Source organism: Curtobacterium sp. KBS0715, assembly GCF_005938005.2.
GTDB classification, from domain to species: Bacteria; Actinomycetota; Actinomycetes; order Actinomycetales; family Microbacteriaceae; genus Curtobacterium; species Curtobacterium flaccumfaciens.
In genome coordinates, this window is the sequence record NZ_VCCA02000001.1 from 1,339,084 (window position 1) to 1,363,179 (window position 24,096).

Below are 24,096 nucleotides of genomic sequence, written 5' to 3' on the forward strand. Positions count from 1 at the left end.
GCCTGCTCGGGGTGCGTCGTACCGCACATGGTGAGCAGGAACGGTCGGGTCGCGGTGCGCGACCCGACCGTTCCTGCTCACGAAGCGGGCAGCCGCTCGCGCAGGGCGCCGCGGACCGACTCCCACCCGGCCAGGCGGTCGCGGATCGCGTCGTCCTGCTCGACGGCCAGGGCGTCCCGGTGCGCCTGTTCGAGCACCTCGTCGATGACGACCCGGCGGCCGCTGCGGGCCGAGGTGATGGCCGCGTCGACCATCGTGAGGCTCATCACGTTGCCGTGCACCTCGCCGTCCGGCACCCCGCCGGAGCGGACCGCCCGGACGAAGGATGCCAGGGACCCGGCGATCTCGTGCCCGACCGACGGCGCAGCGGCAGGGGAACCGGGGCTGCCGTCGAGGTCGCTCGAGGGGTCGTGGTCGCCGTCCCAGAGTGCCGTGCCGGCCGCTCCGGAGGCACGCCAGTCGCCGTTCCACGAGGTCTCGGCACCCGGCGCGCACCACGAGCCGTCGTAGACGTAGCGGACGTCGTCCTCGAACGTGAAGACGGCTGCGGCGGCAGCGTCACCCCGGTACCAGGACCACGACGGGTTCCACGACTCGCAGTACACCGACACCGGGTCGCGTTCGAGCACGTACCGGGCGGAGTCGAACGCGTGGATGGCCATGTCGAGCAGCAGGACGTCGTCCATCTCCTCGCGGAAACCACCGAAGTGCGGCGCCTTCGCGAACCGGGTGCTCAGCCCGCCCACGGCACCGAGGTCGCGGACGTGCTGCCGGAACGCGACGAGCTGGTCGTTGTAGCGGCGGGACTGCGACACCATGAACAGCTTGCCGGTGGCCTCGGCGGCCGCGGCGAGCGACAGCGCCTCGGCGACGGTCTGCGCGGCCGGTTTCTCGCCGAGCACGGGGAGCCCGGCCCGGAGCGCCTGCAGCGTGACCGGGTGGTGCGCGACCGGCACGGTGATGTCGAGGACGGCCTCGGCGCCGGTCTCGGCGGCCAGCACGGTCAGGTCCGTGCCGACCGGGATCGACGGGTCGCCGGCGTGCTCGGCCCCGGCGCGGGCGGCGTCGAGGTCGAGGTCGACGATGCCGACCAGCTCGACCTCGGGGTCGGCGGCGACGGTGGCGAGCCAGGCCCGCCCCATCCCGCCGGCGCCGACCTGCAGGACGCGGAGGGGGCTCACGCCTGCGCCCCGTCGCGCTCGGCCGCCGGCTCGCTGGCCGTCGGCTCGCTGGCCGTCGGCTCGGCGGTCTCGGGCTCGGCGTCGTCGAACGGGCCGCGGTAGTGCTGCCCGTCGAAGTACTCGCCCAGGTCGTAGCGGCGGAGCGTCGGGATCTCCCGCTCCCGCTCGGGCCGGGCCCACTCGGCGCCGTTCGCGATCACGCGGCGGACGCCCGGGTGGTGGTAGACGGGGAAGTCCTGGTCACCGGGGGAGAAGTAGAAGATCTTCCCGAGGCCGCGGCGGTACGTCATGCCGCTCCGGAACACCTCGCCGCCGGTGAAGCCCGAGATGAACACGAGCTCGTCGGGCGTCGGGACGTCGAAGTACTCGCCGTACATCTCCTGCTCGGGGATGACGATCGGGTTCGGCACCCCGCGCGTGATCGGGTGCTGCGGATTGACGGTCCAGACGAGCTCCTGGTCGTGCTCGCTGCGCCAGCGGAGGGTGCAGGTGGTGCCCATCAGCTTGCCGAAGATCTTCGACCAGTGGCCGGAGTGCAGGACGAGCAGCCCCATGCCGGAGAGCACGTGCCGGTGCACCCGGTCGACCACGGCGTCGTCGACGTCCTGGTGTGCGGCGTGCCCCCACCAGGTGAGGACGTCGGTGTTCGCGAGGACCTCGTCGGTGAGGCCGTGCTCGGGCTCCTGCATGGTGGCGGTCCGGACGACGGCCTCGGGCAGGTGCTCGCGGATGCCGTCCGCGATCGCGCCGTGCATGCCGTCGGGGTACCGCTCGGCGACGTGCTGCTCGACCTGTTCGTGGACGTTCTCGCCCCAGACGGTGATGCGGAGCGGGGTGGTGGTCATGGTGTGTGCCTTTCGGGGGTGGTGGGACCCGGTCACTTGACTGCGCCGCCGGTGGCCCCGGCGGCGATGAACTTCTGCGCCACGAGCAGCAGCACGATGGCGGGGATCGAGGCCATCACCGCGGCGGCCATGACGGTCGACCAGTCGGCGGTGAAGGTGCCGATGTAGTTGTAGATGCCGAGCGTGATCGGCCGGACGTCTTCGGTGGTCGTGAGGGTCAGGGCGAACAGGAAGTCGCTCCAGGTGAACAGGAACGTGAACAGCCCGGCGGTGATCAGGGCGTTGGCGCTGATCGGCACGACGACCGAGCGGAAGGCCCGGAAGTTGCCGGCACCGTCGACCTTGGCGGCCTCGATGATCGACGGCGGGATGTTCTGCATGAACGCCCGCATGATCAGGATCGCGAAGGGCACGCCCGCGGTGCTGTCGGCCAGGATCAGTCCCGGCACGGTGTTGAGCAGGCCGAGGTCGTTGTACGCCGCGTACAGGGCGTTCGCGACGACGATGCCCGGGATCATCTGCGAGATGAGGATGCCGAACAGCACCGCGTTGATGCCCTTGACCTTGAACTGGGCGAGTGCGTACGACGCCGGCGTCGCGATGAGCAGGCTGACGACGACGCTGCCCAGGGCGATCACCAGGCTCGTGACCAGGGCGCCGCCCTGGTCGGCGATGGCCTGCGCGTAGCCGCCGAGCTGCGCGTTGATCGGGAACCAGGCGGCCTCGATCGCGGAACCGGCCGGCTGCAGCGAGATGTTGATCATCCAGTAGACGGGGAACAGCATCACGGCGAGGATCAGGATCCCGACGCCGGACAGCACCCACTGCTTCGCGCTCGTGGGACGGACGGGTCGCCGGGTGCCGCGGGTGACCACCGCGCGGGTCCGGAGGACGTCGGTGGTGGACGCTGCGTCAGTCATCGACGGCCTTCCTGTTGAGGCGGAGGTAGACGATCGCGAACAGGGCGGAGATCACGATGAGGATGTTGCTCAGCGCGGCGCCCTGCCCGAAGTCGAACTGCTTGAACGACAGGTCGTAGGACTGCGTCGCGATGGTCTGGGTGGCGTTCGCCGGCCCGCCGTTCGTCAACCCGAGGATGATGTCGAGCACCTTGATCGTGTAGACGACGCCGAGCACGAGCGTGACGCTCACGACGGGGCGGAGCATCGGCCAGGTGATCGCCCAGAAGGCCTTCCACCCGGTCGCGCCGTCGAGTGCCGCGGCCTCGTACAGCTCGGTGGGGATGTCCTGCAGACCGCCGTACAGGATCGTGGTGTTGAAGGGGATCCCGATCCAGATGTTCACCGCGATGACGGTGATGAGCGCCACGGCGGGGCTCGTCAGCCACGGGACCGACGGGATGCCGAAGGTGCCGAGGAACTGGTTGACGACGCCCGAGTCCTGGTCGAGCATCCACTTCCAGACCGCGCTCGAGACGATGAGCGGCAGCAGCCAGGGCAGCAGGAGCAGCGAGCGCAGGAGGCCGGACAGCGGGAAGTTCCGTCGGAAGAACAGGGCGAGCAGCAGGCCGAGGACGAACTGGCCGACGATCGACCCGATCGTGAACAGCGCGGTGTTGAGCATCGCCGTGCCGAACAGCTGGGACGACACGACCGAGGCGTAGTTCGCCAGGCCGACCCACGGTGCCTCGCCCGTGTAGAACGTCGACGTCGTGTACGCCTGGAAGCTCATGACGATGTTCTTGACCACCGGGTAGCCGAAGAACAGCAGCAGGAACAGGACGGCCGGCAGCAGGAACAGCAGCTGCGCGATCCGTTCGAAGCGCAGCGAGCGGCCCGGGCGGGGCCGCCGGGACGGAGCGGGCGCTCCGTTCCCGGCGGCTCGCCGTGGGGCGACGGGGGTCGCGGTGCTCGTCATGCTCAGTTGCTCGACTGCGCGTTCTGCAGGGCGTCGGCCGGGGAGTCCTGCCCGGTCAGCGCCGACTGCACGGCCGTGTAGATCTTCGTCGCGGCCTTGGGCCAGTCGGCACCGAGCTCGCCGGTGCGGGCGCGGGCGTCGGCGACGAGGTCGACGAACACCTGCTCCTCGGGGACGTCCTTGCCGAACTGCTGCGCGACGTCGGTCTTCGAGGGGATCGTGTACCGCAGCTTCGCCATCGCGAGCTGGTTCGCGTCGCTGTTCATGCAGTCGACGATCTTCGCCGCGACGGCCTGCTTCGCCTTGTCACCGGTGTTCGGGACGGTCCAGACCTCGCCACCGAGCGGGGCCACGGCCTTGTCGCTGGCGGCCTGCACGGGGATCTGGGCGATCCCGTAGTCGACCTTCGACTCCTTCAGACCGGGGATCTGCCACGGGCCGTTGATCATCATCGCGGCCTTGCCGGCCATGAACTGGTCGTTCACGTCGGCCTGGGTCCAGTTCACGACGCTCTTCGACATCGAGCCGTCGTCGACCAGGCCCTTCCAGAGCGACAGTGCTTCCTCGGTCTCCGGGGTCGCGATGTCCTTCTCGTCGCCGCCGTTCGACCACATGAACGGCAGGAACTGCCAGGTGCCCTCGTACGTGGCGTTGGCGTCGACGGCGAACCCGTACTGGTCGCCCTTGGTCAGCTTCGCCGCGGCGGACTGCAGCTCGTCCCACGTCTTCGGCGGGGTGACACCGGCCTCGGACAGCACCTTCTTGTTGTAGAAGAGCGCGATGGTGTTCACGGTGGGGGCGAGGCCGTAGACCTTGTCCTCGTAGGTCCCGGCCTGCAGCACGCCCTTGGCGTAGCCGTCGGTCGAGATGTCGTAGTCGGACAGTGGCGACAGCGCACCCGTCTCGGCGATCTGCTGCAGGTCCGGGTTGTCGAGCATCAGGACGTCCGGCAGGGTCTTCGACGACGCCTGCTGCAGGACCTTCTGGATGAGCGACGAGCCGGGCACCAGGCTGCGCTTGATGGTGACGTCGTTCTCGGCCCCGCACTTGTCGAGGTACTCGCCGATGACCTTCTTGTCGTTGCCCTGGTTGTAGTAGTCGAGCACGGTGATGGAGTCCACCTTGCCGCCGGAGCTCGCGGACGAGCCGCCGGAACAGCCGGCGAGGGCGAGGGGGACGGTCGCCAGCATGGCGACCGCGCTGAGGACCGGAGCGATCCTGCGGTGTCGAGGCTTCATTGCTTCGCTCTTCTCTGGATGGTTGCCGGACACGAGTCGAACGTGTCGCTCGTGGATCGGGGACGACCGGACCAGAACCGCTCCGTCGCGTCCCGAGTGGGGTCGAAGTTAGCATCGAAGCGGTTAGATGGTAAAGCGCTTAGACGAACTTTCTCGGGCACCGCCCCCGCTACAGTGAGCGGAACAGGGTGAGGGAGCGGCATGGCGACGATGCAGCAGGTCGCCGACCGGGCGGGCGTCTCGATCGCGACGGTGTCCTTCGTCGTGAACGGGAACAAGCGCGTGTCCGCCGACACCCGTGCCCGGGTCACGGCGGCGATGCGCGAGCTGGGCTACCGGAACAACGTGGTCGCCCGGGCACTGGCGTCGCGCCGCACCCGGATCCTCGCGCTCGTGTTCCCGGTGCTCGAGCACCGGCTCGGCCAGACCGCGCTGCAGTTCTTCACGAGTGCCGCGAGCCGCGCCTCGGAGCTCGGGTACCACCTGGTGCTCTGGCCGGCGGTGACGACGGCGGACGACGTGCAGGACCTCATCTCGGGCGGTCTCGCCGACGGGGTCGTGGTGATGGAGGTCACGATGCACGACCCCCGGATCGCGCGTCTGACCGAGCTCGAGGTCCCGTTCGTCGCGATCGGCCGCACCGCCGACCCCTCGCGCATCTCGTACGTCGACATCGACTTCGAGCGCACCGTCGAGGACGCCCTCGACCACCTCACGGGGCTCGGGCACCGTCGGATCGGGCTCGTGGTCGAGGACCTCGACGGCACCTCGATGGCCGACTACGGGCCGAAGGTCCGCTCCGAGGCGGCGTTCCACGCCGGCATCGAGCGCCGCGGTCTGATCGGCACCGTGGTCGCCGCCGGCGCCTCGGCCGAGGGCGGGCGTCGTGCGGCGGCGGACCTGCTGGCGCACGACCCCGACGTCACGGCCGCGATCATCATGAAGGACGACTCGAACTTCGGGCTCGTCAGCGGGTTGCGGGCCGGCGGTCGGCGCGTGCCCGAGGACGTCTCGGTCATCGCGATCGTGTCCTCCGACGGTGCCGGTGCCGCGACCGAACCGGTGCTCACGACGCTCAACGCCCCCGGCCCGGAACTCGGCCGCCTGGCGGTCGAGTCGCTGGTCGACCGCCTCGAGGGCGGCAGCACCGAGCGCACGCACACGCTCATCCCGTGCGCCCTGCACCTGGCCGACTCAACGGCCCCCGCCCCCACCTGACCCCCTGCCGGCCTGGAGGCGCGGGTCGGCCCCGCCACGCGCCTCCAGGCCGCCGCCGGCCCGTTTTCGGGCTGAGCGACAGTCCACGGCTCCCCGGGCGCGTGAGGTGTCGTCCACCCCGAAAGGTGCGCGGCGCGACCGCGCAGGCGGCCGCGCCGTCACCGCCCCTGGCGGACAGACCAGGCTCCGCCTGGTTGTGTGGATGTACAGGTTCGCAGCACCACACGTCGAGGAGGACGGATGGCCATCGACCGGAGGACGTTCATGCTCGGGGGAGCGGGGGTGCTGCTGCTCGCCGGTTGCTCCACTCGACCCGAGCGCACGCGGGTCGAGGACTGGCCCACCGAACCGCCCGAGGGCGAGGCGACGATCAGCTGGTGGGCCGGGCAGGTCGCCTCGAAGGACGGCGGTGACCTCCGGCGGAGGCTCATCGCGGAGTTCCAGAGGGAGCACCCGAACATCCGGGTCCGGATCGTCAGCGCCCCGAGCGACACCGACACGAACCGCACCAGCCTGACGACCCAGATCGCGGCCGGCAGCAGCACGCCGGACGTCTACCTCGGTGACGTCGCCTGGCCCGGGCAGTTCGCGAAGAACAAGCTCGCGACCCCCGTGAACCAGCTCGTCGGCGAGGACTTCTTCGACCAGTTCCCCGAGGGCCTGCGACTGGCAGCGAGCGTCGACGGGACCTACTACATGTTCCCGCTGTACATCGACGAGTCGTTCTTCCTGTACCGGAAGGACCTGCTCGCGAAGCACTCCCTGCAGGTGCCGGGGTCGTGGGAGGAAGTGCGCGAGACCGCCGCGAAGCTCGTCGACACCGGCGACGTGTCGTACGGCTTCGCGTTCCAGGGCGACGTGTACGAGGGACTGACCTGCAACGTCACCGAGTTCGTCGCCGACGCCGGCGGGTCGCTGCTCAACGACGACCTGACGAAGCCCGAGACGACGAGCTCCGAGACCAAGCGCGCGTTCGAGTTCATGCGGTCGCTGGTGACGTCGGGAGCGTCGCCACGGGCCACCCTGACGTACCAGGAGCAGGACACCAACGACGCCTTCTCCGGCGGCCGCGCGGCGTTCCTGCGCAACTGGTCGTACGCGTGGGGGATCGCGAACGGCCCGGACAGCCGGGTCGCCGGCAAGGTGGGTCTCGCCGCCCGGCCGACGTTCGACGGCATGGACGAGCACCACTCGACGATCGGCGGGTGGGGGAACTACATCAACCCGCACACCCAGGAACCCGCTGCGGCACTGACCTTCGCGCGCTGGATGTCGAGCGAGACCGCGCAGCAGTTCCTGACCCGTGAGGGCGGGGTCCTGCCGGCCCGGTCGGCGAGCCTCGTCAGCGCGGACGCGAAGCGCCAGGAGCGCCCGACCTACGACACGGCGGCGGGCATCACGCTCGTGCCCCGTCCGACCTCGACCGCCTACTACCCGAAGGTCTCGCAGGGCGTCTACCAGAACGGCAACAGCATCCTCGGCGGGCAGGCATCCGTCGACGGCGGCACCAGCGCGATGGCCTCCGCCATCTCGCTCGCCCTGCAGGGAGCGGCGCTGTGAGCGCCGGCACGGCGACACGACCGGCACGGCCTGGAGGCACGGGTCGCGTCGATCCGCCGCCCCGGCCGACGGGGCGGTCGCGTCTCGACCGCACCCGCTCGCGGGGCGCGTGGGGCTTCGCAGCCCCGGCGCTGCTGGTGGTCGCGGCGGTGACGATCTTCCCGGTCGTGTACTCGGTCGTCCTGAGCTTCGCGGACGTCGAGGTCGGGTACGAGGGCTTCACGATCCAGTCGTTCGGGTTCGACAACTACGCGGCCCTGCTGCAGAGCGCCGACTGGTACCGGGCGCTCGGCTTCACGGTGCTCTACACGGTGGTGACGGTGTCGGTCGAGCTCGTGCTCGGCATGCTCGTCGCGCTGGTGCTCGAACGCCTCGGGGCCACCCGCGGCTGGATGCTCGCGCTCATGCTCATCCCGTGGTCGCTCGTGACCATCGTGAACGCGCAGCTGTGGAAGTACATCTACGACAGCACCTACGGCGTCGCGACGTGGTTCTTCGGGTTGTTCGGGGACGCCCCGGTGATCCTCGGCGAACCGGTGCCCGCGATCACCGGGCTGATGGTAGCGGACATCTGGAAGACGACGCCGTTCGTCGCGATCATCCTGCTCGCCGGACTCGTGCAGATCTCCGAGGACCACTACGAGGCCGCCGAGCTCGACGGCGCGAGCACCTGGCAGACGTTCTGGCGCGTGGTGCTGCCGCAGCTCACCCCGACCCTGACGATCGCGGTGCTGTTCCGCATCCTGCAGGCATTCGGCGTCTTCGACCTGCCGTTCGTGCTGACGAACGGCGGCCCGGGCACCGCCACCCAGTCGCTCGCGATCATGGGCTACAAGGTGCTCTTCCAGGACATCAACATCGGACCGGGCGCGGCGATCGCGACCTCCACCGCGGTCATCGTCGCGGCGGGGTGTCTGCTGTTCCTCCGGGCGTTCCGGAACCAGGCGAAGGGAGGGGACGACTGATGCCCCGTCAACGTGTGCGCAAGGGCTGGCGGAAGTGGGTCAACACCGTCAACGTCAGCGGTGTCGTCATCGCGGTGCTCACCGCCCTGCCGCTCTACTGGCTCGTCACGACGTCGCTCAAGCCGGCGTCCGAGATCGGGCAGTCGCCGCCCACCGTCTGGCCGCAGTCGTTCACCTTCGACAACTTCGTGGTGGCCTTCCGCGACAACGCGCTCGGCCAGTACATGGTGAACAGCGTCATCGTGTCGGTGTCGACCACGGTGATCGTGCTCGCGCTGGCGTTCCTCGCCGGGTACGCCCTGGCCGGCCGGTTCATCCGGGGGCGCACGGCGATCATGACCTCGCTGCTCATGCTGTCGGTGTTCCCGGCGATCGCGGTGTTGACGCCGCTGTACCTGCTCGAGCGCAACCTCGGGCTGCTCAACTCGTACCCGGGCCTGATCGTGCCGTACGTGGCGTTCAACCTGCCGTTCGCCATCTGGATCATGCGGAACTACCTGCAGGGGATCCCGTCGACGATCGAAGAGGCGTCCGAGATCGACGGAGCCGGGGCGTGGCGGACCGTGCTGTCGGTGATCCTGCCGATGGCGAAGCCGGGCCTGTTCACGGTCGGCGTCTTCACCTTCACGGCGTCGTGGAGCGAGTTCCTGATGGCACTGACCTTCAACAGCGAGAACTCGTTCCGGACGATCCCGGTCGGCATCGCGCTCTTCGGGACGCAGTTCACGGTGCCGTTCGCGCAGATCTTCGCCGCGAGCGTCGCTGCGACGGTGCCGATCGTCATCCTGGTGCTCGTGTTCCGCCGCTCGATCGTGTCCGGCCTGACCTCCGGAGCCGTCAAGGGGTGACCGGTGTCCGGCATGCGGAGATAGGTAGGGAACTTACCTAGCTGCGCATGCTGGACATTCGTCCGGGCGGCGTCCTGACCGCCCGTACCCTGCCGTCAGGGGCTCGGTGCGCCGAGATCGACGGCTGCGACGATGCGGTCGATGATCCGCACGAACCTGGCCCGCTCCCGTTCCGAGAAGGAGGCCATCAGGTCGTGCAGGTGCTTGTTCGTGCCGTCCATCGCGCGCGCGTAGTCGCGGCGGGCAGCATCGGTCAGCTCGATGTACCGGCTGCGGCCGTCGTCGGGGTTGGGGACACGGCTGATGTGTCCGCTGTGCTCGAGTCGGTCCACCATGCCGGTGATCGCCGGGCCGGTGAGCCCCAGGTGCTTCGACAGGTCCTTCACGCGCACCGTCCGGCCCGCTTCCTCGGCGCGCGAGACGAACTGCAGCAGCGTCAGGTCGCCGCCGGAGACGCCGAGCTCGTCGCGCAGTCGACCGCGCAGTTCGGAGACCGCGGCCTCGAGCCGGGTCAGCGCCGCGTCCAGGTCGACATCGCTCACGACAATGCCCCCTTCGCACGGGTCTCGTCCGGGTCACGATACGCCGCAGTCACCGCCCCAGCGTATCCACATAACGCGGAGCGTGGAACGGTGCAGGTGGCGATGACGGATTCGGGGCACCGTGGCTGACCCCGTCCCGACTCCACAGTCCGCTGCACGCGCCGGGGAACCGGTCCGTTTCGAGGTCTCCGGCGGGGACCCGGACTCGGCCGAGCGCGACCTCGCCGCCGTCCACGGCGCCGATCGGTGGTCCGTCCGGCGCCTCGACGACGACTTCTCGTACCGGTACACGGCCGTCGGGGACTCCGACGTGAGCATCCGGCGTTCGCAGCTCCGCGGTGCCGTGCGCGGCTCGGTGCCCGTCGGTGCCGACTACGTGGTGACGTGGATCACCAGCGGGACCGCGCACCTGGACTCCGGGCGCGTCCGGATGGAGTTGCGCCGGGACGTCCCCGTGCTCCTGCCGCCCGAGGAAGACTTCGTGTTCACGGCTGAGGACCACGACCAGCGGCTGGTGCACTTCGGGCGGGAGTACGTGCACCGCGTCGCGTTCGAACGCCTGGAGGTCGAAGCGGCACCACTGCGGTTCGACCCGACCCGCATGCCCGAACCGGAGACCGCCGAGCGCTGGCAGGGGGCGCTCGTGGCGCTGTCCCGGGCCCTGCGCGCCGAGGGACCCGACTCCGACGCGTGGCACGAGGCCAAGCGGTCGGCCGCCACCGCGTTCCTGGACACCTTCCCGCCGCAGGCCGACGACCTGCCCGCGGTGCTCGGCCTGCCCCGGAACGCCCGGCTGCGGGCGGCGGTGGAGTACATCCACGCGCACGCCGCCGAGCCCGTCACGGTCCAGGAGCTGTCCGAGGTCGCCGGCCTGAGCGTGCGGTCGGTGCAGGAGTCGTTCCGCCGGGTCTTCGACGTGTCGCCGCTGACCTACCTGCGCGAGGTCCGGCTCGACCGCGTGCGCGGGGAACTGCTCGAGCTCGACCCGCAGGCCGGGGTCGTCGGCGACGTCGCCCGACGGTGGGGGTTCGCCCACCTCGGCCGGTTCTCGGCGGCGTACGCGGCCCGGTTCGGCGAGTACCCGAAGCAGACCCTGCGGCGCTGACGGCGGCGGGTGCTCAGCGGCCGGACGCCGGCCTCGGCGCGGGGCCCGTGCTCGCCCGCACCCGCAGGGTCGTGGGGAGCCGGACGTGGTCCGTGGTCGGTTCGCCACGGAGCATCGTCAGGAGCATCTGCACGGCGTGCGACCCGAGCTCGGCGAGCGGCTGCGACACCGTGGTGAGCGGCGGGGTCGTGGTGGACGCCTGCGGCACGTCGTCGAAGCCCACGACGGACAGGTCCTGGGGGACGCGGAGCCCGACCTCGGCCGCGGCGCGGAGCACGCCGATCGCCGACGAGTCGTTCGCGGCGAACACCGCGGTGGGGCGGTCGGCGAGGGTCAGGAGCTCGCGGGCGACGGCCGCGGACTGGTCCTCCTGGTAGCCGCCGTCACGCAGCAGGCACTCGTCGACCGTGATGCCCGCGGCCGTCAGTGCCGAGCGGTACCCGGCGGCGCGCAGCTGGGCGGAGGCCAGGTCGGCGCGTCCCTGCAGGTGCGCGATGCGGGTGTGTCCGAGTGCGAGCAGGTGTTCGACCGCCTGCACCGCGCCGGCCTCGTTGTCGGCGTCGACGGTGGAGTGCCCCTCCGGCCCGGTGTGCGGGTCGATCGCCACGACGGGGATCGACGAGCTCGACAGTGCCGTGGTCGGGGTGACGACGATCGCGCCGTCGATCAGGGTGCCGGACAGGCGGGAAAGCGACCGGCGCTCCCACCCGGGTCGGTCGGCGCCGGTCATCAGGCCGGCGTAGGCGAGGAGCTCGTAGCCGGTGCCGGTGGCCGCCCGCGAGATGCCGCGGAGCAGCTCGGTCGAGAACGGCTCGAACTCGGGCACCAGGATGCCGACGACCCCGGTCCGCGAACTCCGCAGGCTCCGGGCGACCAGCGAGGTCTCGTACCCCAGGTCGTCGACCACCTGCTGCACGCGGAGCATCGTGGCGGGTGCGACCCCGTCGCGCTGGTTGATCACCTTGGACACCGTCGGGATCGAGACCCCGGCCACCCGCGCCACGTCGCCGATCGTCACCCGGCCGGCACCGGGACGCGCGCCGAGTGCCGAGTCCATGTGCACACCGTACCGCTGCGGCACCATGCGATCGGTAAAGAAAACGTTATCGATATCGATTGACATCGACCTGGAGCAGCAGGCATGCTCTCCGCAGCGGCAGTCGATGTCGCGCATGTCAACGACGACACTTCAGGAGTTCCACGATGACGAGGAAGATCCGTGCCGCGGCAGCCATCGCGCTGATCGGGGCCACAGCACTGGTGGCCAGTGGGTGCTCGGCGGGCAGCGATGCCTCCGAGGACGGCGGGAAGGTCACGATGACCTTCTGGCACAACTCGACCACCGGACCGGGCAAGGCCTACTGGGCCTCGACGGTCAAGGCGTTCGAGGAGAAGTACCCGAACGTCACCATCAAGACCCAGGCGATCCAGAACGAGGACCTGGACGGCAAGCTCCAGACCGCCCTCAACTCCGGCGACGCCCCCGACGTGTTCCTGCAGCGCGGCGGCGGCAAGATGGACGCGATGATCGCTGCCGGGCAGCTCATGGACATCTCCGACTCCATCAGCGCCGACGCGAAGAAGTCCATCAGCGCGGGCACGTTCGCCGGGTACGAGAAGGACGGCAAGACCTACGCCATGCCGGGCGCGGTGCTCCCCGAGGGCATCTGGTACTCGAAGGACCTGTTCAAGGAAGCCGGCATCGAGGGCACGCCCACGACGATGGACGAGCTGAACGACGCGATCACGAAGCTCAAGGCCAAGGACATCGACCCGGTCGCCGTCGGCGCGAAGGACGCCTGGCCGGCCGCCCACTGGTACTACAACTTCGCGCTCCGCGAGTGCAGCCAGAAGACCCTCGAGGACACGGCGAAGTCGCTGAAGTTCGACAACGCCTGCTGGACGAAGGCCGGCGAGCAGCTCGAGGACTTCAACGCCACCAAGCCCTTCAACAACGGCTTCCTGACCACCGCCGCACAGCAGGGCGCCGGCAGCTCCGCCGGTCTCCTCGCCAACCACAAGGCGGCCATGGAGCTCATGGGTGCGTGGGACCCGGGCGTGATCGCGTCGCTGACGCCGGACGCCAAGCCGCTGCCCGACCTCGGCTGGTTCCCGTTCCCCGCGATCGACGGTGGCAAGGGTGACCCGAAGTCGATGATGGGTGGCGTCGACGGCAACTCCTGCTCGGCGCAGGCCCCGAAGAAGGCGTGCACCGACTTCCTGAACTTCATCGTGCAGAAGGACAACCAGGAGGGCTACTACAAGGCCTTCAACGCCATCCCGGTGAACAAGGAAGCCCAGTCGGTCGTCGACTCGGACTACCTGAAGACGGCCCTGGCCGCCTACCAGGAGGCCCCGTTCGTCTCGCAGTACCTCGACACCCTGTACGGCCAGAACGTCGGCAACGCGCTGAACACCAGCGTCGTCGACCTGCTCGCCGACAAGGGCAGCGCGAAGGACATCGTCGAGACCACCAACCAGGCTGCGGCCAAGGGCTGAGCATGACCCTCGACACCTCGCTCGGTACGACTCCGACCACCGGGTCGGACACGGCCGCGGGGACGTCCCCGGCGGGGAGCGGTTCGCCGCTCCCCGCCGGTCGGCGGACCAAGCGCCGCATCGCGGACTGGCGGAAGCGCGTCGAGATCGCGGTCCTCGCCGGACCCGCGGTCATCGTCTTCGTCACCTTCGTGATCCTGCCCGTGGCGCTCGCCGCCTACTACGGGTTCTTCAAGTGGCAGGGCTACGGCCCGCCCACCGACTTCGTCGGGCTGCAGAACTACCTGATCATCTTCCAGGACAAGGCGTTCCACGCGGTCCTGATGCACAACGGCTTCATCGTCGTGCTCTCCCTGGTGCTGCAGGGGCCGATCGCGATCGTGCTCGCACTGCTGCTCAACCAGAAGATGCACGGCCGAGGACTCGTCCGCGTGCTCGTCTTCGTGCCGTACGTCATCTCCGAGGTGATCGTCGGCACCGGGTGGAGCCTGATGCTCCAGTCGAACGGCGCCGTGAACGACCTGTTCCAGAGCATCGGCCTCGGCGGCCTCCGTGCGGACTGGCTGTCGAACCCCGACATCGCCATCTGGACGCTGCTCGTGATCATCTCGTGGAAGTACATCGGCTTCGCGGTGATCCTGTTCCTCGCCGGCCTGCAGAGCATCCCCGAGGAACTGTTCGAGGCCGCCGCCATCGACGGCGCCGGCTACTGGCAGATCCAGCGGCGCATCACGCTGCCGCTGCTCGGTCCCACCATCCGCATCTGGGCGTTCCTGTCGATCATCGGCTCGCTGCAGCTGTTCGACCTCGTCTACATCATCTGGGGGCAGTACATCGCGTCGACCGCGGGCACCTCGACGATGGCGACGTACATGGTCGCCAACGGCCGGACCTCGGGCAACTTCGGCTTCGGCAGCGCCGTCGCGGTCGTGATGTTCGTGATCTCGCTCGTGGTCGCCCTGATCTACCAGCGCTTCGTGCTCCGCCGCGACACCGCGGGTGCACTCACCGAGAGGAAGAACTGATGGCCACCACGAGCATCGTCGCCCCCGGGCGCCGGGCCGTGCGGGAGCGCCGGTCCAGTGCCGCGATCGGACGCGCGAACCCGCTGACCTACGTCGTCGCGATCCTGTTCGTCGCCGCCAACCTGGCACCCGTGCTCTACATCGTGCTGGGCGGCTTCCGGACCAACTCGCAGATCACCACAAGCCCCGCCGGGCTGCCGGCACCGTTCGAGTTCGGCAACTACGGGTCCGTGCTGTCCAGCGGCATCTTCTGGCAGCAGCTCGGCAACTCCACGATCAGCGCCGTCACGACCACCATCGGGGTCGTCGTGCTCGGGCTGATGGTGAGCTTCGTGCTCGCCCGCTACCGGTTCGCCGGTCGCGGGGCGCTCTACGCCCTGTTCGCCGCTGGTCTGATGTTCCCGATCACCGTCGCGATCACCCCGCTGTACCTGCTCGTCAAGGACCTCGGTCTGACGAACAGCCTGGCCGGCGTGATCCTGCCGCAGATCGCGTTCGCGCTGCCGACCACCGTCATCATCCTGGTGCCGTTCCTGCGGGCGATCCCCGACGAGCTCGAGGAGGCCGCGTCGATCGACGGAGCGAGCCGTCTCGGGTTCTTCTTCCGGATGGTCGTGCCGCTGTCGCTGCCCGGCGTCGTCACGGTCGGCATCCTGGCGTTCATCGCCAGCTGGAACAGCTACATCCTGCCGCTGTTCATCCTGAACAACGAGGCCGCGTACACGCTGCCGCTCGGGGTCCAGTCCTTCTCGTCGCAGTACTCCGTCGACACCGCGAAGGTGCTCGCGTTCACCTCGATGTCGATGATCCCGGCCCTCGTGTTCTTCACGATCTTCCAGCGCCGCATCGTCGGTGGCCTGACCGGGGCGGTGAAGGGGTGACCGCGACCGACGCGACGCAGACCGCCGGACGCGACCCGCGCCTCCAGGCCGACAGCGCGACGGACGCGACGGACGCGACCGCGACGGATGCGACCGCGGCGGACGCGACCGCGACCACCGCCGGACCCCGCGCCGACGCCCTGCTCACCGTGATGACCCTCGACGAGAAGGTCGCCCAGCTCGTCGGCTACTGGCTCGACCAGAACGGCGTCGTCGCCCCCATGCAGGGCGAGATGGCGGCCGTGCAGCAGGGCAGCACCCTGGCGGACATCACCCGCGACGGCATCGGGCAGTTCACCCGCGTCTACGGCACCCGTCCCGTCGAACCGGACGAGCGTGCTGCCTGGCTCTGGGCCGAACAGCGCCGCCTGCAGCGCGACACTCGGCTCGGGATCCCGGCACTCGTCCACGAGGAGTGCCTGACCGGGCTCGCCGCGTGGAAGGCCGCGACGTTCCCGACCCCGCTGGCGTGGGGTGCGTCGTTCGACCCGGAGCTCGTCGAGCAGGTCGGCGCCGCGATCGGTGCGTCGATGCGCCAGCTCGGCGTCCACCAGGGGCTCGCACCGGTGCTCGACGTGATCCGTGACCCCCGCTGGGGCCGGGTCGACGAGTGCATCGCCGAGGACCCGTACCTGGTCGGCACCGTCGGTACCGCGTACGTGCGCGGGTTGCAGTCCGCCGGGGTCGACGCGACCCTGAAGCACTTCCTCGGGTACTCGGCGTCGCAGGCGGGTCGGAACCACGCCCCCGTGCACGCCGGGGCCCGCGAGGTGGCCGACGTGTACCTGCCGCCGTTCGAGATGGCGCTGCGTGACGGCGGCGCCCGGAGCGTCATGAACTCGTACGCCGAGATCGACGGCGTGCCCGTCGCGGCGAACGGCGAGCTGCTCACCGACCTGCTCCGCGACCGGCTCGGCTTCGACGGCACGGTCGTCGCGGACTACTTCTCGGTGGCGTTCCTCGAGGTCATGCACGGCATCGCCGCCGACCGTGGCGAGGCCGCGGCGCTGGCGCTCGAGGCCGGCATCGACGTCGAGCTCCCGACCGGTGACGCGTACCTCGCGCCGCTGGTCGAACGGGTCCGCAGCGGGCAGGTGGACGAGGCCCTCGTCGACCGCGCCGTGCTCCGGGTGCTCCGGCAGAAGGAGCGGCTCGGCCTGCTCGAACCGGACGCCTTCGCCGAGGACGCCCCCACCGGGATCGACCTCGACACCCCGCTGCACCAGGCGCTCGCACGGCAGCTGGCGGCGAAGTCGCTCGTGCTGCTGTCGAACGACAGCGGCAGCGATCACGCCACCGTCGACGGCAGCACCGTCGACAGTGCCACCCCCGTCCTCCCGCTCGAACCGGGGGCCTCGGTCGCGGTCATCGGCCCGAACGCCGACCGAGCCGAGGCCCTGCAGGGCTGCTACTCGTTCGCCAACCACGTGCTCGCCTCGCACCCCGACCTGCCGCTCGGCTTCGCGATCCCGACCGTCCGCGAAGCCGTCGCCCGGGCCCTCGGCCCGTCGGTGGTCCGCTTCGCAGCGGGCTGCGCCGTCACGGGCGACGACCGGGCCGGCTTCGCCGACGCGGTCGCCGTGGCCTCCGCCTCGGACGTCGCGGTGGTCGTCGTCGGCGACCAGGCCGGACTCTTCGGCCGCGGCACGGTCGGCGAGGGCAACGACACCGAGTCGCTCGACCTGCCCGGCGTGCAGCGCGAGCTGGTCGAGGCAGTCGTCGCGACCGGGACCCCCACCGTGATGGTGCTGCTCACCGGCCGGCCGTACGCGATCGGCTGGGCGCTCGACGGCGACCGACCGCGTCCGGCCGCGGTCGTGCAGGCGTTCTTCCCGGGCGAGGGCGGCGGGCTGGCGATCGCCGACCTGCTGACCGGCGAGGCCTCGCCCTCCGGCCGCCTGCCGCTGTCCCTGCCGCGGTCAGCCGGTGCGCAGCCGTTCACGTACCTGCACCCGCGGCTCGGCGGTCCGTCGGACGTCACCGCCGCCGACTCGACGCCGGTGCGACCGTTCGGCTTCGGCCTCGGCTACACCGACTTCGCCTACGACGAGCTCGTCGTCGACCAGGACGTCCGCTCCGACGGCGTCTTCGCCGCGTCGGTGACGGTCCGGAACACCGGGTCCCGTGACGGCGAGGACGTCGTGCAGCTCTACGGGCACGACGTGCACGGCAGCGTCACCAGGCCCGAGGTGCAGCTCCTCGGGTACGCGCGGGTCGCGCTCGCCGCGGGGGAGTCCGCGCGGGTCCGCTTCCGCGTCCCGGTGCAGCGCTTCGCGTTCACCGACCGTCGGATGCGCAAGGTGGTCGAGCCCGGCGACGTGCAGGTCTGGGTCGCGTCGCACGCGGCGGCGTCACGGCCGGGAGGCCCGGTGGCAGCCGGTGGGATCGTCGCCTCGGGCGACGGTCCGGTCCGACACCCCGTCCCCGGCACCGCCACGGAGCGCGCCACCGTCGCGGTCACCGGCGCGGTCCACGAGGTCGCCCCGGGCGACCCCCGCCTGGTGGAGTGGTCGCTCGTCTGACCGGCTGACGGATCACGCGCCCGGGCGTGACCGGGTGACGGACGGGAGGCCCGGTGCCAGCGTGCACCGGGCCTCCTGTCCGTCAGCGGGTCGCGGTCACCCGAGGCGGTTCGATCCGGTCGGACAGGTCCAGTGACCAGACGGCGACGCCGGTCAGGCCGAGCCGTTCCGCCAGGGCGACCCGCTCACGCAGGGAGCGTGCGCCGGCCCACCAGAGCACCTCACCGCTCGGCAGGGTCGCGGTCCACTCGCCGGCCGTCGCGTCCCACCGGGCGGTCGCGCCCGCCTTCCGGACCCGCAGTCGTGCCTGGGCGTCCGAGAGCTGACCTGCCGGACGCTTCCCCTGCCAGTGGTAGCCGTACCCGGCGACGCCGAGCACGATCTGGTCGCGGGGGGCGAGGGTCGCGAGGGCGCGGGCGGCCTTCGACGACCACGCGAGCGACCCGACGGGGCCGGGTGCGTCCGGCTCCCAGGGGCCGTGCTGGTCGTAGGCCATGAGCGTCAGGTGGTCGAGCGGGGCGCGGAGGGCGCGCACGTCGTAGCCCAGGCGGGCGTACCCGGCCGCGGTGGTCGACGCGGACAGGGCGATGTCGAGCCGGACGTCGTCGCCGACGGCGGCTCGGAGCTCACGGGCGAAGGCGGTGAGACCGGGCTTCTCGGCCGAGGTCAGCGCCTCGAGGTCGATCATGATCGAGTCCCAGCCGCCCGTGGCCACGTCGGCGGCGAGTGATCGGACGACCCGGGCGCGGTTCGCGGGCGAGGTCAGGAGCTTCCGCGCGATCGGCTCGCTGAAGTCGCCGTCGGCTTCGGAGTAGTTGCTGACGAGCAGCTGCGCGGTGAGCCCGTCGGCGTGTGCCCGGTTGCGCTGGGCCTCGGCAGAACGCGAGGGGGCGGTGACCTTCGTGCCCGTGCGGTCGAGCAGCAGCCCGTCGACGCCGACCACGTCCATCGCGGCGGCGTTCGCGTCCACCAGGGTGGTGTCGGCGTTCTCGGGCTGGAAGCCGGTCACGTCGAACCCGTCGGCCCGGGCAGTCGTCGGGGTCGTGCAGCCGGCGAGTGCGAGTCCTGCGGAGAGGACGGCGGCGAGCAGCGCGGAGCGGCGTCGATGCGGGGTGGTCGTCACGGCGAAGGGGCGTCCTGTTCGGGGTGGCCGGGTGCCGACCACGGCGGGAGCTCGGCCGACGGGTACCCGCCGTGCTCGTCGGGCGCCCGCAGCATCGGGTTGACCGCGCGCAGCCGGATGCCGGAGGTGTCCCGGGCGGCCCCGCGGACGGCGCTCGCCAGGAGGAACGTGACGACGTCGGCCGTGCTGCCGTCGGGGTCGTAGCCGTGCCAGGGGCGGTCGTCGCCCTGGGCACGGCGCAGGGCGCTGGCGAACGTCGCGTCGGCGTCGTCGACCTCCACCTCGCAGTCGAGCACGATCCGGAAGCGTGATCCCTCGCCCGGGGACCCGGCGAGGTCCGACGTGGCGCGGGGGTCCGGGTCCTCCGGGTCGAACGACCGGAGCGCCGCGGACGGTGCGGTGCCGAAGGCGGCACGGTACTCGGCCGCCATCCGCCCGGCGTTGCTGAAGTGCCAGTGCTTCGCGATGTCAGCGATGGTGCGACGGTCCGCCGGTGTCATCGACAGCAGGTCGCGGCGGACGCCCTCGAGCCGTACCCCGCGCAGGTACGACGCGGGCGAGGTCTGCAGCTCCCGCCGGAACGCGCTCTGCAGGCCGCGGGTCGACAGGTGTGCGGCGGCGGCGATGTCCGGTACGGAGATCGCGTCGCGGGCGTGGGCGTGCACGAACCGCAGCGCCTCGTGCACGGTGCGGGACAGCCGTGCTCCGCCGTGCTCGGGACCACTTGCCGTGGTCGGTGCCTGGTCCATACGTGGAGGGTACGAGTCGGTCGGGTGGATCGGCCTCCGACGCCACGACGCCGCCGTTATCCGAGGTGCGCGGATGTGGATCGCACCCGTTCGGGGGCCATTGTGGACCCCGGTGAGGGTGCTTATCGTCCGAGAGGTACTCAAACTGTCCCCCTCCGAACAGGGTCGGAGGCACGGGGGCAGATCGGAGGATCTGATGAGTGGTCACGAGCGTGCGCCGGGGGTCGCCCCGGTCCACATCACCTCCTACCGGGCTCGGGCACGCGCTGCCCGACGCGGGTGGATCGTGCAGTCCGAGGACGACGTCGACCGCGAGCGGTTCACCTTCGCGGACCTCCGCGCCCGGCGAGGATCGGGCCGGTGAGCAGCGACACCGTCCCGCGGGCCGCCGTCGGCCACGCCCCCCGGACGGCCGAGCGCTGCGGCCGGACCCCCGCGGACGCGGTCCGGACGGTCCGCGCCGTGTACGACGGCCGCGACGTCCGGTTCGCACCCACCGACCGGTTCGCGTTCCGCCACCGGACGGTGCGCCACCACAACGTCGCGCTGCTGTCGTCGGCGGTGTCGACGACCACCGCCGCCTCGTTCACGCCGGACGGCACGCCGGTGCTGGCGTGGTTGACCGCGGGGTGCCTGCGGGTCGACGACGACGCGCCCACCCGGCCCGGCGTGCCGGTGCTCCTGCCGACGGACCGACCGTTCACGCTGATCGTGCCGGCGGGGACCGTCCAGGTGCTGCGGGTGGACGGTGGCTTCCTCGACGCCGTGAACGGGGTCGTGTTCGACCACCGCTTCGCCGGCCGACTGCGATCCCGCCCGACCGAGGCCGAGGTGTCCCAGCTGCTCGCCCGCATCGACGCGGTCGCGGTCAACGCGCTGCACCCCGACCGCAACCCGGGCGGCCACCTGTCCGCACAGGTCCTGCTGGCCGAGGCCGTCCTGCGGGCCTTCGGCGGGACGGACGCCGAACCGGACGCACGGCCGGTGCGCCGGACGGTGAACACCGTGCAGCTCGCGCAGGCCTGGCTCGCGGAGCACTGCGACCGGCCGCTCCAGCTCGCGGACGTCTGCGGGGCCGTCGGGGTCAGCTCCCGCACGCTCCAGGAGAACTTCGTGCAGCACGTCGGCGTGAGCCCCATGACGTACCTGCTGCAGGTCCGTCTCGACCGGGTCCGGATCGCACTCCAGCTCGCCGACCGCGCGGAGACGACGGTTGCCGAGGTCGCGCACCGGTGGGGTTTCCGCCACATGGGGCGGTTCTCGAGCACGTACTTCCAGCGTTTCGACGAGTACCCGAAGAAGACGCTCCAGACGAGCACCTGACACCCGACACCCGTCAGCGCAGGCGGTCCGCCAGGAACGCGGCCTGACGCTCCCAGTGGCGGAAGCCGCCACCCTCGTGCCCGTTGTACGGGTACACGACGATCTCGCGGTCGGAGGAGCCGAGGGCGTTGAACGCGGCGAAGGTCGTGCGGGGCGGCACGACGTCGTCCATCAGCGCGACCGAGAACAGGGCCGGGGCGGTGATGCCGGCGGCGTGGTTCACCCCGTCCAGGTACGCGGCGGTCTCCCACACGCGCTCGGCCGCGTCGCGGTGGACGGCGAGGTACTGCGCGAGCTCCAGGTACGGACCCCCGACCGCGACGTCGGTGCCGTTCCGCCAGTCGGCCAGGAACGCCACGTCGGGCAGCACCGCGGCGACCGGCCCGACGTGTGCCTCGACCAGGGCGGCCGCGGCGATCGTGATGCCGCCGCCCTGGCTGCCGCCGGTCAGCGCGATGCGCTCGGGGTCGATCCCGGGCAGCGTCCGCACCGCCTCGACGAGCCGCACGGCGTCGGTGTAGACGCGGCGGTAGTAGTGGTCGGCCGGTGAGCCGATGCCGCTCGTCATCCAGCCGCTGGCGTGCGGAGCGGACCCGTGCGGGTCCGGCGTGTCACCGCCGGCCCACCCGGAGCCCTGGCCGCGGGTGTCCATCACGACGTGCACGTACCCGGCGAGGGCCCAGTGCACGCGCTCGCCCGGGCGACCACGGCCACCGCCGTAGCCGAGGAACTCGACGACGACCGGCAGTGCGCCGCGGTCGTCGGACACCGGACGGTTGACCCACGCGCGCACCGGGTCGCCAGCGAACCCGGGGAACGTCAGGTCCTCGACGACGAGACCGGTCACCGGGGTCTCGGCGGGCACGAGGGTCACCTCGACCCCTTCGCCCGCGGTCCGGGCGGCGGCGATCGTGTCCGCCCAGAAGGCGTCGAAGTCGGCGGGACGACGGACGTCCGAGCGGTGCGCGCGGAGCGCGTCGAGGGGCAGGTCGGTCAGTGGCATGGGGGTCCTCCGGGGACGATGATGCCCCCGGCGCCCTGATGGAGGGCGCCGGGGGCAGGGAGTGTCGGATCCGGTGCGTCGGTCAGCGCGCCGCGACGCGGTACTGCTCGAGCACCTCGGGGTGCGGGTCGGACGGCACGGTGGTCGTCGCGGTGTCCCACATCGGCAGTGCGCCGGTCAGCGCCCATGCGGCCTGCTTCGCAGCACCCGCGGCGACGTACTCGCCGGGCTCCGGCACCAGGACGTCACGGCCGAACACCTGTGCGGCGACGGTGCGGACCGCCGGGTTCCGCGCAGCGCCGCCGATGAGCAGCAGCCGCTCGACGGTCACCCCGGTGTCCTGCACCGCGGCAAGTCCGTCGGCGAGGGCGCAGAGCATCCCCTCGACGGCCGCCCGGGCCAGGTGTGCCCGGTCGGTGGTCGCCGGCGTCATGCCGAGCAGCGATGCGGTCGCGTCCGGCCGGTTGGGCGTGCGCTCGCCGACGAAGTACGGCACCAGGACGAGGCCGTCGGCCCCGGCCGGCGCCTGCAGCGCCAGCTCGCCGAGTGCGTCGTGGCCGACGCCGAGCAGGCCGCCGATCACCTCGAGCACGCGGGCCGCGTTGAGCGTCGTGACGATCGGGAGGCGCGACCCGGTCCCGTCGGCGAAGCCCGCCACGGTCCCGCTCGGGTCACGCACCTCGGCGTCGCTGACCCCGAAGACCGTGCCGCTGGTGCCGAGGGACACCGCGACGTCGCCAGGGCCGAGACCCAGGCCGAGCGCTGCCCCGGCGTTGTCACCGAGACCGGCGCCGACGACGAGGCCGGTCCGGGCGACCGCGCCGCCGGGCAGCTCGACGTCGGTGGACAGGGTGCCCATGGCCTCGTCGGGAGCGACCACGCGGGGCACGACCACGGCGTCGTCGTCACCCATCGACGCCGGACGCATCGGCCGCCCGAGCGCGAGCTCGAACAGCTCCGGGTCGTACTCGCGGCGCACCGGGTCCCAGTACCCCGTGCCGCTGGCATCGGACGCATCCGTCGCCAGGGCGTCTAGGTCGGGGCCGAGCGGGCTCTCGTCCGCCGGGCCGTGGCCGCGGAGCCGCCACGACAGCCAGTCGTGGGGGAGCGCCACGGCCGCGACGCGGGCCGCGTTCTCGGGCTCCGCGTCGCGGAGCCACCGCAGCTTGGTACCCGTGAACGACGCGACCGGCACCAGCCCCGTCCGGGCGACCCACGCCTCCTGGCCGAGCTCGTCGACCATCTGCGCGGCCGCGTCCGCACTGCGCACGTCGTTCCAGAGCAGGGCGTCGCGGACCACGCGGCCGTCGGCGTCGAGCGTGACCATGCCGTGCTGCTGCCCGGCGATGGCGACGGCACCGACGTCGTCGAGGCCCCCGGCGTCCGCGACGGCGGCACCGAGGGCGTCCCACCAGTGGCGGGGGTCGACGGAGGTGCCGTCCGGGTGGGACGCGCGTCCCTCGCGGACGACCGCACCGGTCGCGGCGTCACGGATGGTGACCTTGCAGGACTGTGTCGACGAGTCGACCCCCGCGACGAGCTGGCGCGCGTCCGTGTCCTCAGCCCCCTCGGCGGCAGGCCGCCTCAGCGC

The 24,096-nt window shown here is 71.3% G+C and carries 22 protein-coding genes; 11 read left to right on the top strand and 11 right to left on the bottom strand.

Features of this window, described 5'->3' with window-relative positions:
* Positions 1-77: 77 nt before the first annotated feature.
* From FFG40_RS06525 to FFG40_RS06545, 5 genes are read right to left on the bottom strand one after another with little or no spacing between them, the layout of a single operon-like run.
* Complete coding sequence (locus FFG40_RS06525) at positions 78-1,181, bottom strand: Gfo/Idh/MocA family protein (protein WP_138802652.1); 1,104 nt, start codon at positions 1,179-1,181, stop codon at positions 78-80.
* Complete coding sequence (locus FFG40_RS06530) at positions 1,178-2,026, bottom strand: ThuA domain-containing protein (protein ID WP_138802653.1); 849 nt, start codon at positions 2,024-2,026, stop codon at positions 1,178-1,180. Before FFG40_RS06530 ends, FFG40_RS06525 begins: the two co-directional genes overlap by 4 nt.
* Before the next feature lie 32 nt (positions 2,027-2,058).
* On the bottom strand, positions 2,059-2,946 hold the full coding sequence (locus FFG40_RS06535; RefSeq protein ID WP_111039974.1) for a carbohydrate ABC transporter permease: 888 nt from the start codon (positions 2,944-2,946) through the stop codon (positions 2,059-2,061).
* The gene (locus tag FFG40_RS06540) at positions 2,939-3,904 is read right to left on the bottom strand and encodes a carbohydrate ABC transporter permease (protein WP_027464443.1); all 966 of its coding nucleotides are present in this window, start codon (positions 3,902-3,904) and stop codon (positions 2,939-2,941) included. Before FFG40_RS06540 ends, FFG40_RS06535 begins: the two co-directional genes overlap by 8 nt.
* Before the next feature lie 2 nt (positions 3,905-3,906).
* Positions 3,907-5,142, bottom strand: coding sequence for an ABC transporter substrate-binding protein (locus tag FFG40_RS06545; protein ID WP_138802654.1), 1,236 nt, complete (start codon positions 5,140-5,142; stop codon positions 3,907-3,909).
* A 201-nt stretch (positions 5,143-5,343) separates the two neighbouring features.
* Between FFG40_RS06545 and FFG40_RS06550 the strand changes: the two genes are divergently transcribed.
* From FFG40_RS06550 to FFG40_RS06565, 4 genes are all read left to right on the top strand, one after another.
* Positions 5,344-6,360, top strand: coding sequence for a LacI family DNA-binding transcriptional regulator (locus FFG40_RS06550; RefSeq protein WP_260678804.1), 1,017 nt, complete (start codon positions 5,344-5,346; stop codon positions 6,358-6,360).
* Positions 6,361-6,600: 240 nt separating this feature from the next.
* Positions 6,601-7,920: an ABC transporter substrate-binding protein gene (locus FFG40_RS06555; RefSeq protein ID WP_027464446.1), complete on the top strand. Its 1,320-nt coding sequence runs from the start codon at positions 6,601-6,603 to the stop codon at positions 7,918-7,920.
* Positions 7,917-8,885 carry a carbohydrate ABC transporter permease gene (locus tag FFG40_RS06560; RefSeq protein ID WP_185974118.1) on the top strand — a complete coding sequence of 323 codons (969 nt, stop codon included), beginning with the start codon at positions 7,917-7,919 and terminating at the stop codon, positions 8,883-8,885. The genes FFG40_RS06555 and FFG40_RS06560 overlap by 4 nt, the downstream gene beginning before the upstream one ends.
* The gene (locus FFG40_RS06565; protein WP_027464448.1) at positions 8,885-9,733 is read left to right on the top strand and encodes a carbohydrate ABC transporter permease; all 849 of its coding nucleotides are present in this window, start codon (positions 8,885-8,887) and stop codon (positions 9,731-9,733) included. Before FFG40_RS06560 ends, FFG40_RS06565 begins: the two co-directional genes overlap by 1 nt.
* Positions 9,734-9,828: 95 nt before the next feature.
* Here the strand turns inward: FFG40_RS06565 and FFG40_RS06570 are convergent, their stop codons facing one another.
* The gene (locus FFG40_RS06570) at positions 9,829-10,275 is read right to left on the bottom strand and encodes a MarR family winged helix-turn-helix transcriptional regulator (RefSeq protein WP_071245956.1); all 447 of its coding nucleotides are present in this window, start codon (positions 10,273-10,275) and stop codon (positions 9,829-9,831) included.
* 121 nt (positions 10,276-10,396) lie between these two features.
* Between FFG40_RS06570 and FFG40_RS17230 the strand changes: the two genes are divergently transcribed.
* The gene (locus tag FFG40_RS17230; RefSeq protein WP_138802655.1) at positions 10,397-11,380 is read left to right on the top strand and encodes a helix-turn-helix domain-containing protein; all 984 of its coding nucleotides are present in this window, start codon (positions 10,397-10,399) and stop codon (positions 11,378-11,380) included.
* A gap of 13 nt (positions 11,381-11,393) precedes the next feature.
* Here FFG40_RS17230 and FFG40_RS06580 read toward each other — a convergent pair whose 3' ends face one another.
* The gene (locus FFG40_RS06580; RefSeq protein WP_185974119.1) at positions 11,394-12,437 is read right to left on the bottom strand and encodes a LacI family DNA-binding transcriptional regulator; all 1,044 of its coding nucleotides are present in this window, start codon (positions 12,435-12,437) and stop codon (positions 11,394-11,396) included.
* A gap of 146 nt (positions 12,438-12,583) precedes the next feature.
* On the opposite strand from FFG40_RS06580, the gene FFG40_RS06585 reads away from it, so the two are divergent.
* The 4 genes from FFG40_RS06585 to FFG40_RS06600 are packed head-to-tail and all read left to right on the top strand — an operon-like array spanning position 12,584 to position 18,307.
* On the top strand, positions 12,584-13,879 hold the full coding sequence (locus FFG40_RS06585) for an ABC transporter substrate-binding protein (protein ID WP_027464451.1): 1,296 nt from the start codon (positions 12,584-12,586) through the stop codon (positions 13,877-13,879).
* 2 nt (positions 13,880-13,881) lie between these two features.
* Positions 13,882-14,904, top strand: a complete 1,023-nt coding sequence (locus tag FFG40_RS06590; RefSeq protein ID WP_027464452.1) for a carbohydrate ABC transporter permease — start codon at positions 13,882-13,884, stop codon at positions 14,902-14,904.
* Positions 14,904-15,785: a carbohydrate ABC transporter permease gene (locus FFG40_RS06595; protein ID WP_111024614.1), complete on the top strand. Its 882-nt coding sequence runs from the start codon at positions 14,904-14,906 to the stop codon at positions 15,783-15,785. Before FFG40_RS06590 ends, FFG40_RS06595 begins: the two co-directional genes overlap by 1 nt.
* Positions 15,782-18,307, top strand: a complete 2,526-nt coding sequence (locus tag FFG40_RS06600; RefSeq protein ID WP_185974120.1) for a glycoside hydrolase family 3 N-terminal domain-containing protein — start codon at positions 15,782-15,784, stop codon at positions 18,305-18,307. Before FFG40_RS06595 ends, FFG40_RS06600 begins: the two co-directional genes overlap by 4 nt.
* Positions 18,308-18,389: 82 nt before the next feature.
* Here the strand turns inward: FFG40_RS06600 and FFG40_RS06605 are convergent, their stop codons facing one another.
* Both FFG40_RS06605 and FFG40_RS06610 read right to left on the bottom strand, forming a co-directional pair.
* Positions 18,390-19,430, bottom strand: a complete 1,041-nt coding sequence (locus FFG40_RS06605) for a glycosyl hydrolase family 18 protein (protein ID WP_138802657.1) — start codon at positions 19,428-19,430, stop codon at positions 18,390-18,392.
* Entirely contained in the window at positions 19,427-20,179 is a 753-nt protein-coding gene (locus FFG40_RS06610) for an AraC family transcriptional regulator (protein WP_138802658.1), read from the bottom strand. Before FFG40_RS06610 ends, FFG40_RS06605 begins: the two co-directional genes overlap by 4 nt.
* Positions 20,180-20,375: 196 nt before the next feature.
* On the opposite strand from FFG40_RS06610, the gene FFG40_RS17085 reads away from it, so the two are divergent.
* Together FFG40_RS17085 and FFG40_RS06615 are read left to right on the top strand one after the other, a co-directional pair.
* Complete coding sequence (locus FFG40_RS17085; protein ID WP_185974245.1) at positions 20,376-20,543, top strand: hypothetical protein; 168 nt, start codon at positions 20,376-20,378, stop codon at positions 20,541-20,543.
* On the top strand, positions 20,540-21,502 hold the full coding sequence (locus tag FFG40_RS06615; protein ID WP_221935161.1) for a helix-turn-helix transcriptional regulator: 963 nt from the start codon (positions 20,540-20,542) through the stop codon (positions 21,500-21,502). Before FFG40_RS17085 ends, FFG40_RS06615 begins: the two co-directional genes overlap by 4 nt.
* Positions 21,503-21,515: 13 nt before the next feature.
* Here the strand turns inward: FFG40_RS06615 and FFG40_RS06620 are convergent, their stop codons facing one another.
* Both FFG40_RS06620 and xylB read right to left on the bottom strand, forming a co-directional pair.
* On the bottom strand, positions 21,516-22,505 hold the full coding sequence (locus tag FFG40_RS06620; RefSeq protein WP_138802659.1) for an acetylxylan esterase: 990 nt from the start codon (positions 22,503-22,505) through the stop codon (positions 21,516-21,518).
* 82 nt (positions 22,506-22,587) lie between these two features.
* Complete coding sequence (gene xylB, locus FFG40_RS06625; protein WP_138803451.1) at positions 22,588-24,093, bottom strand: xylulokinase; 1,506 nt, start codon at positions 24,091-24,093, stop codon at positions 22,588-22,590.
* Positions 24,094-24,096 lie beyond the last annotated feature (3 nt).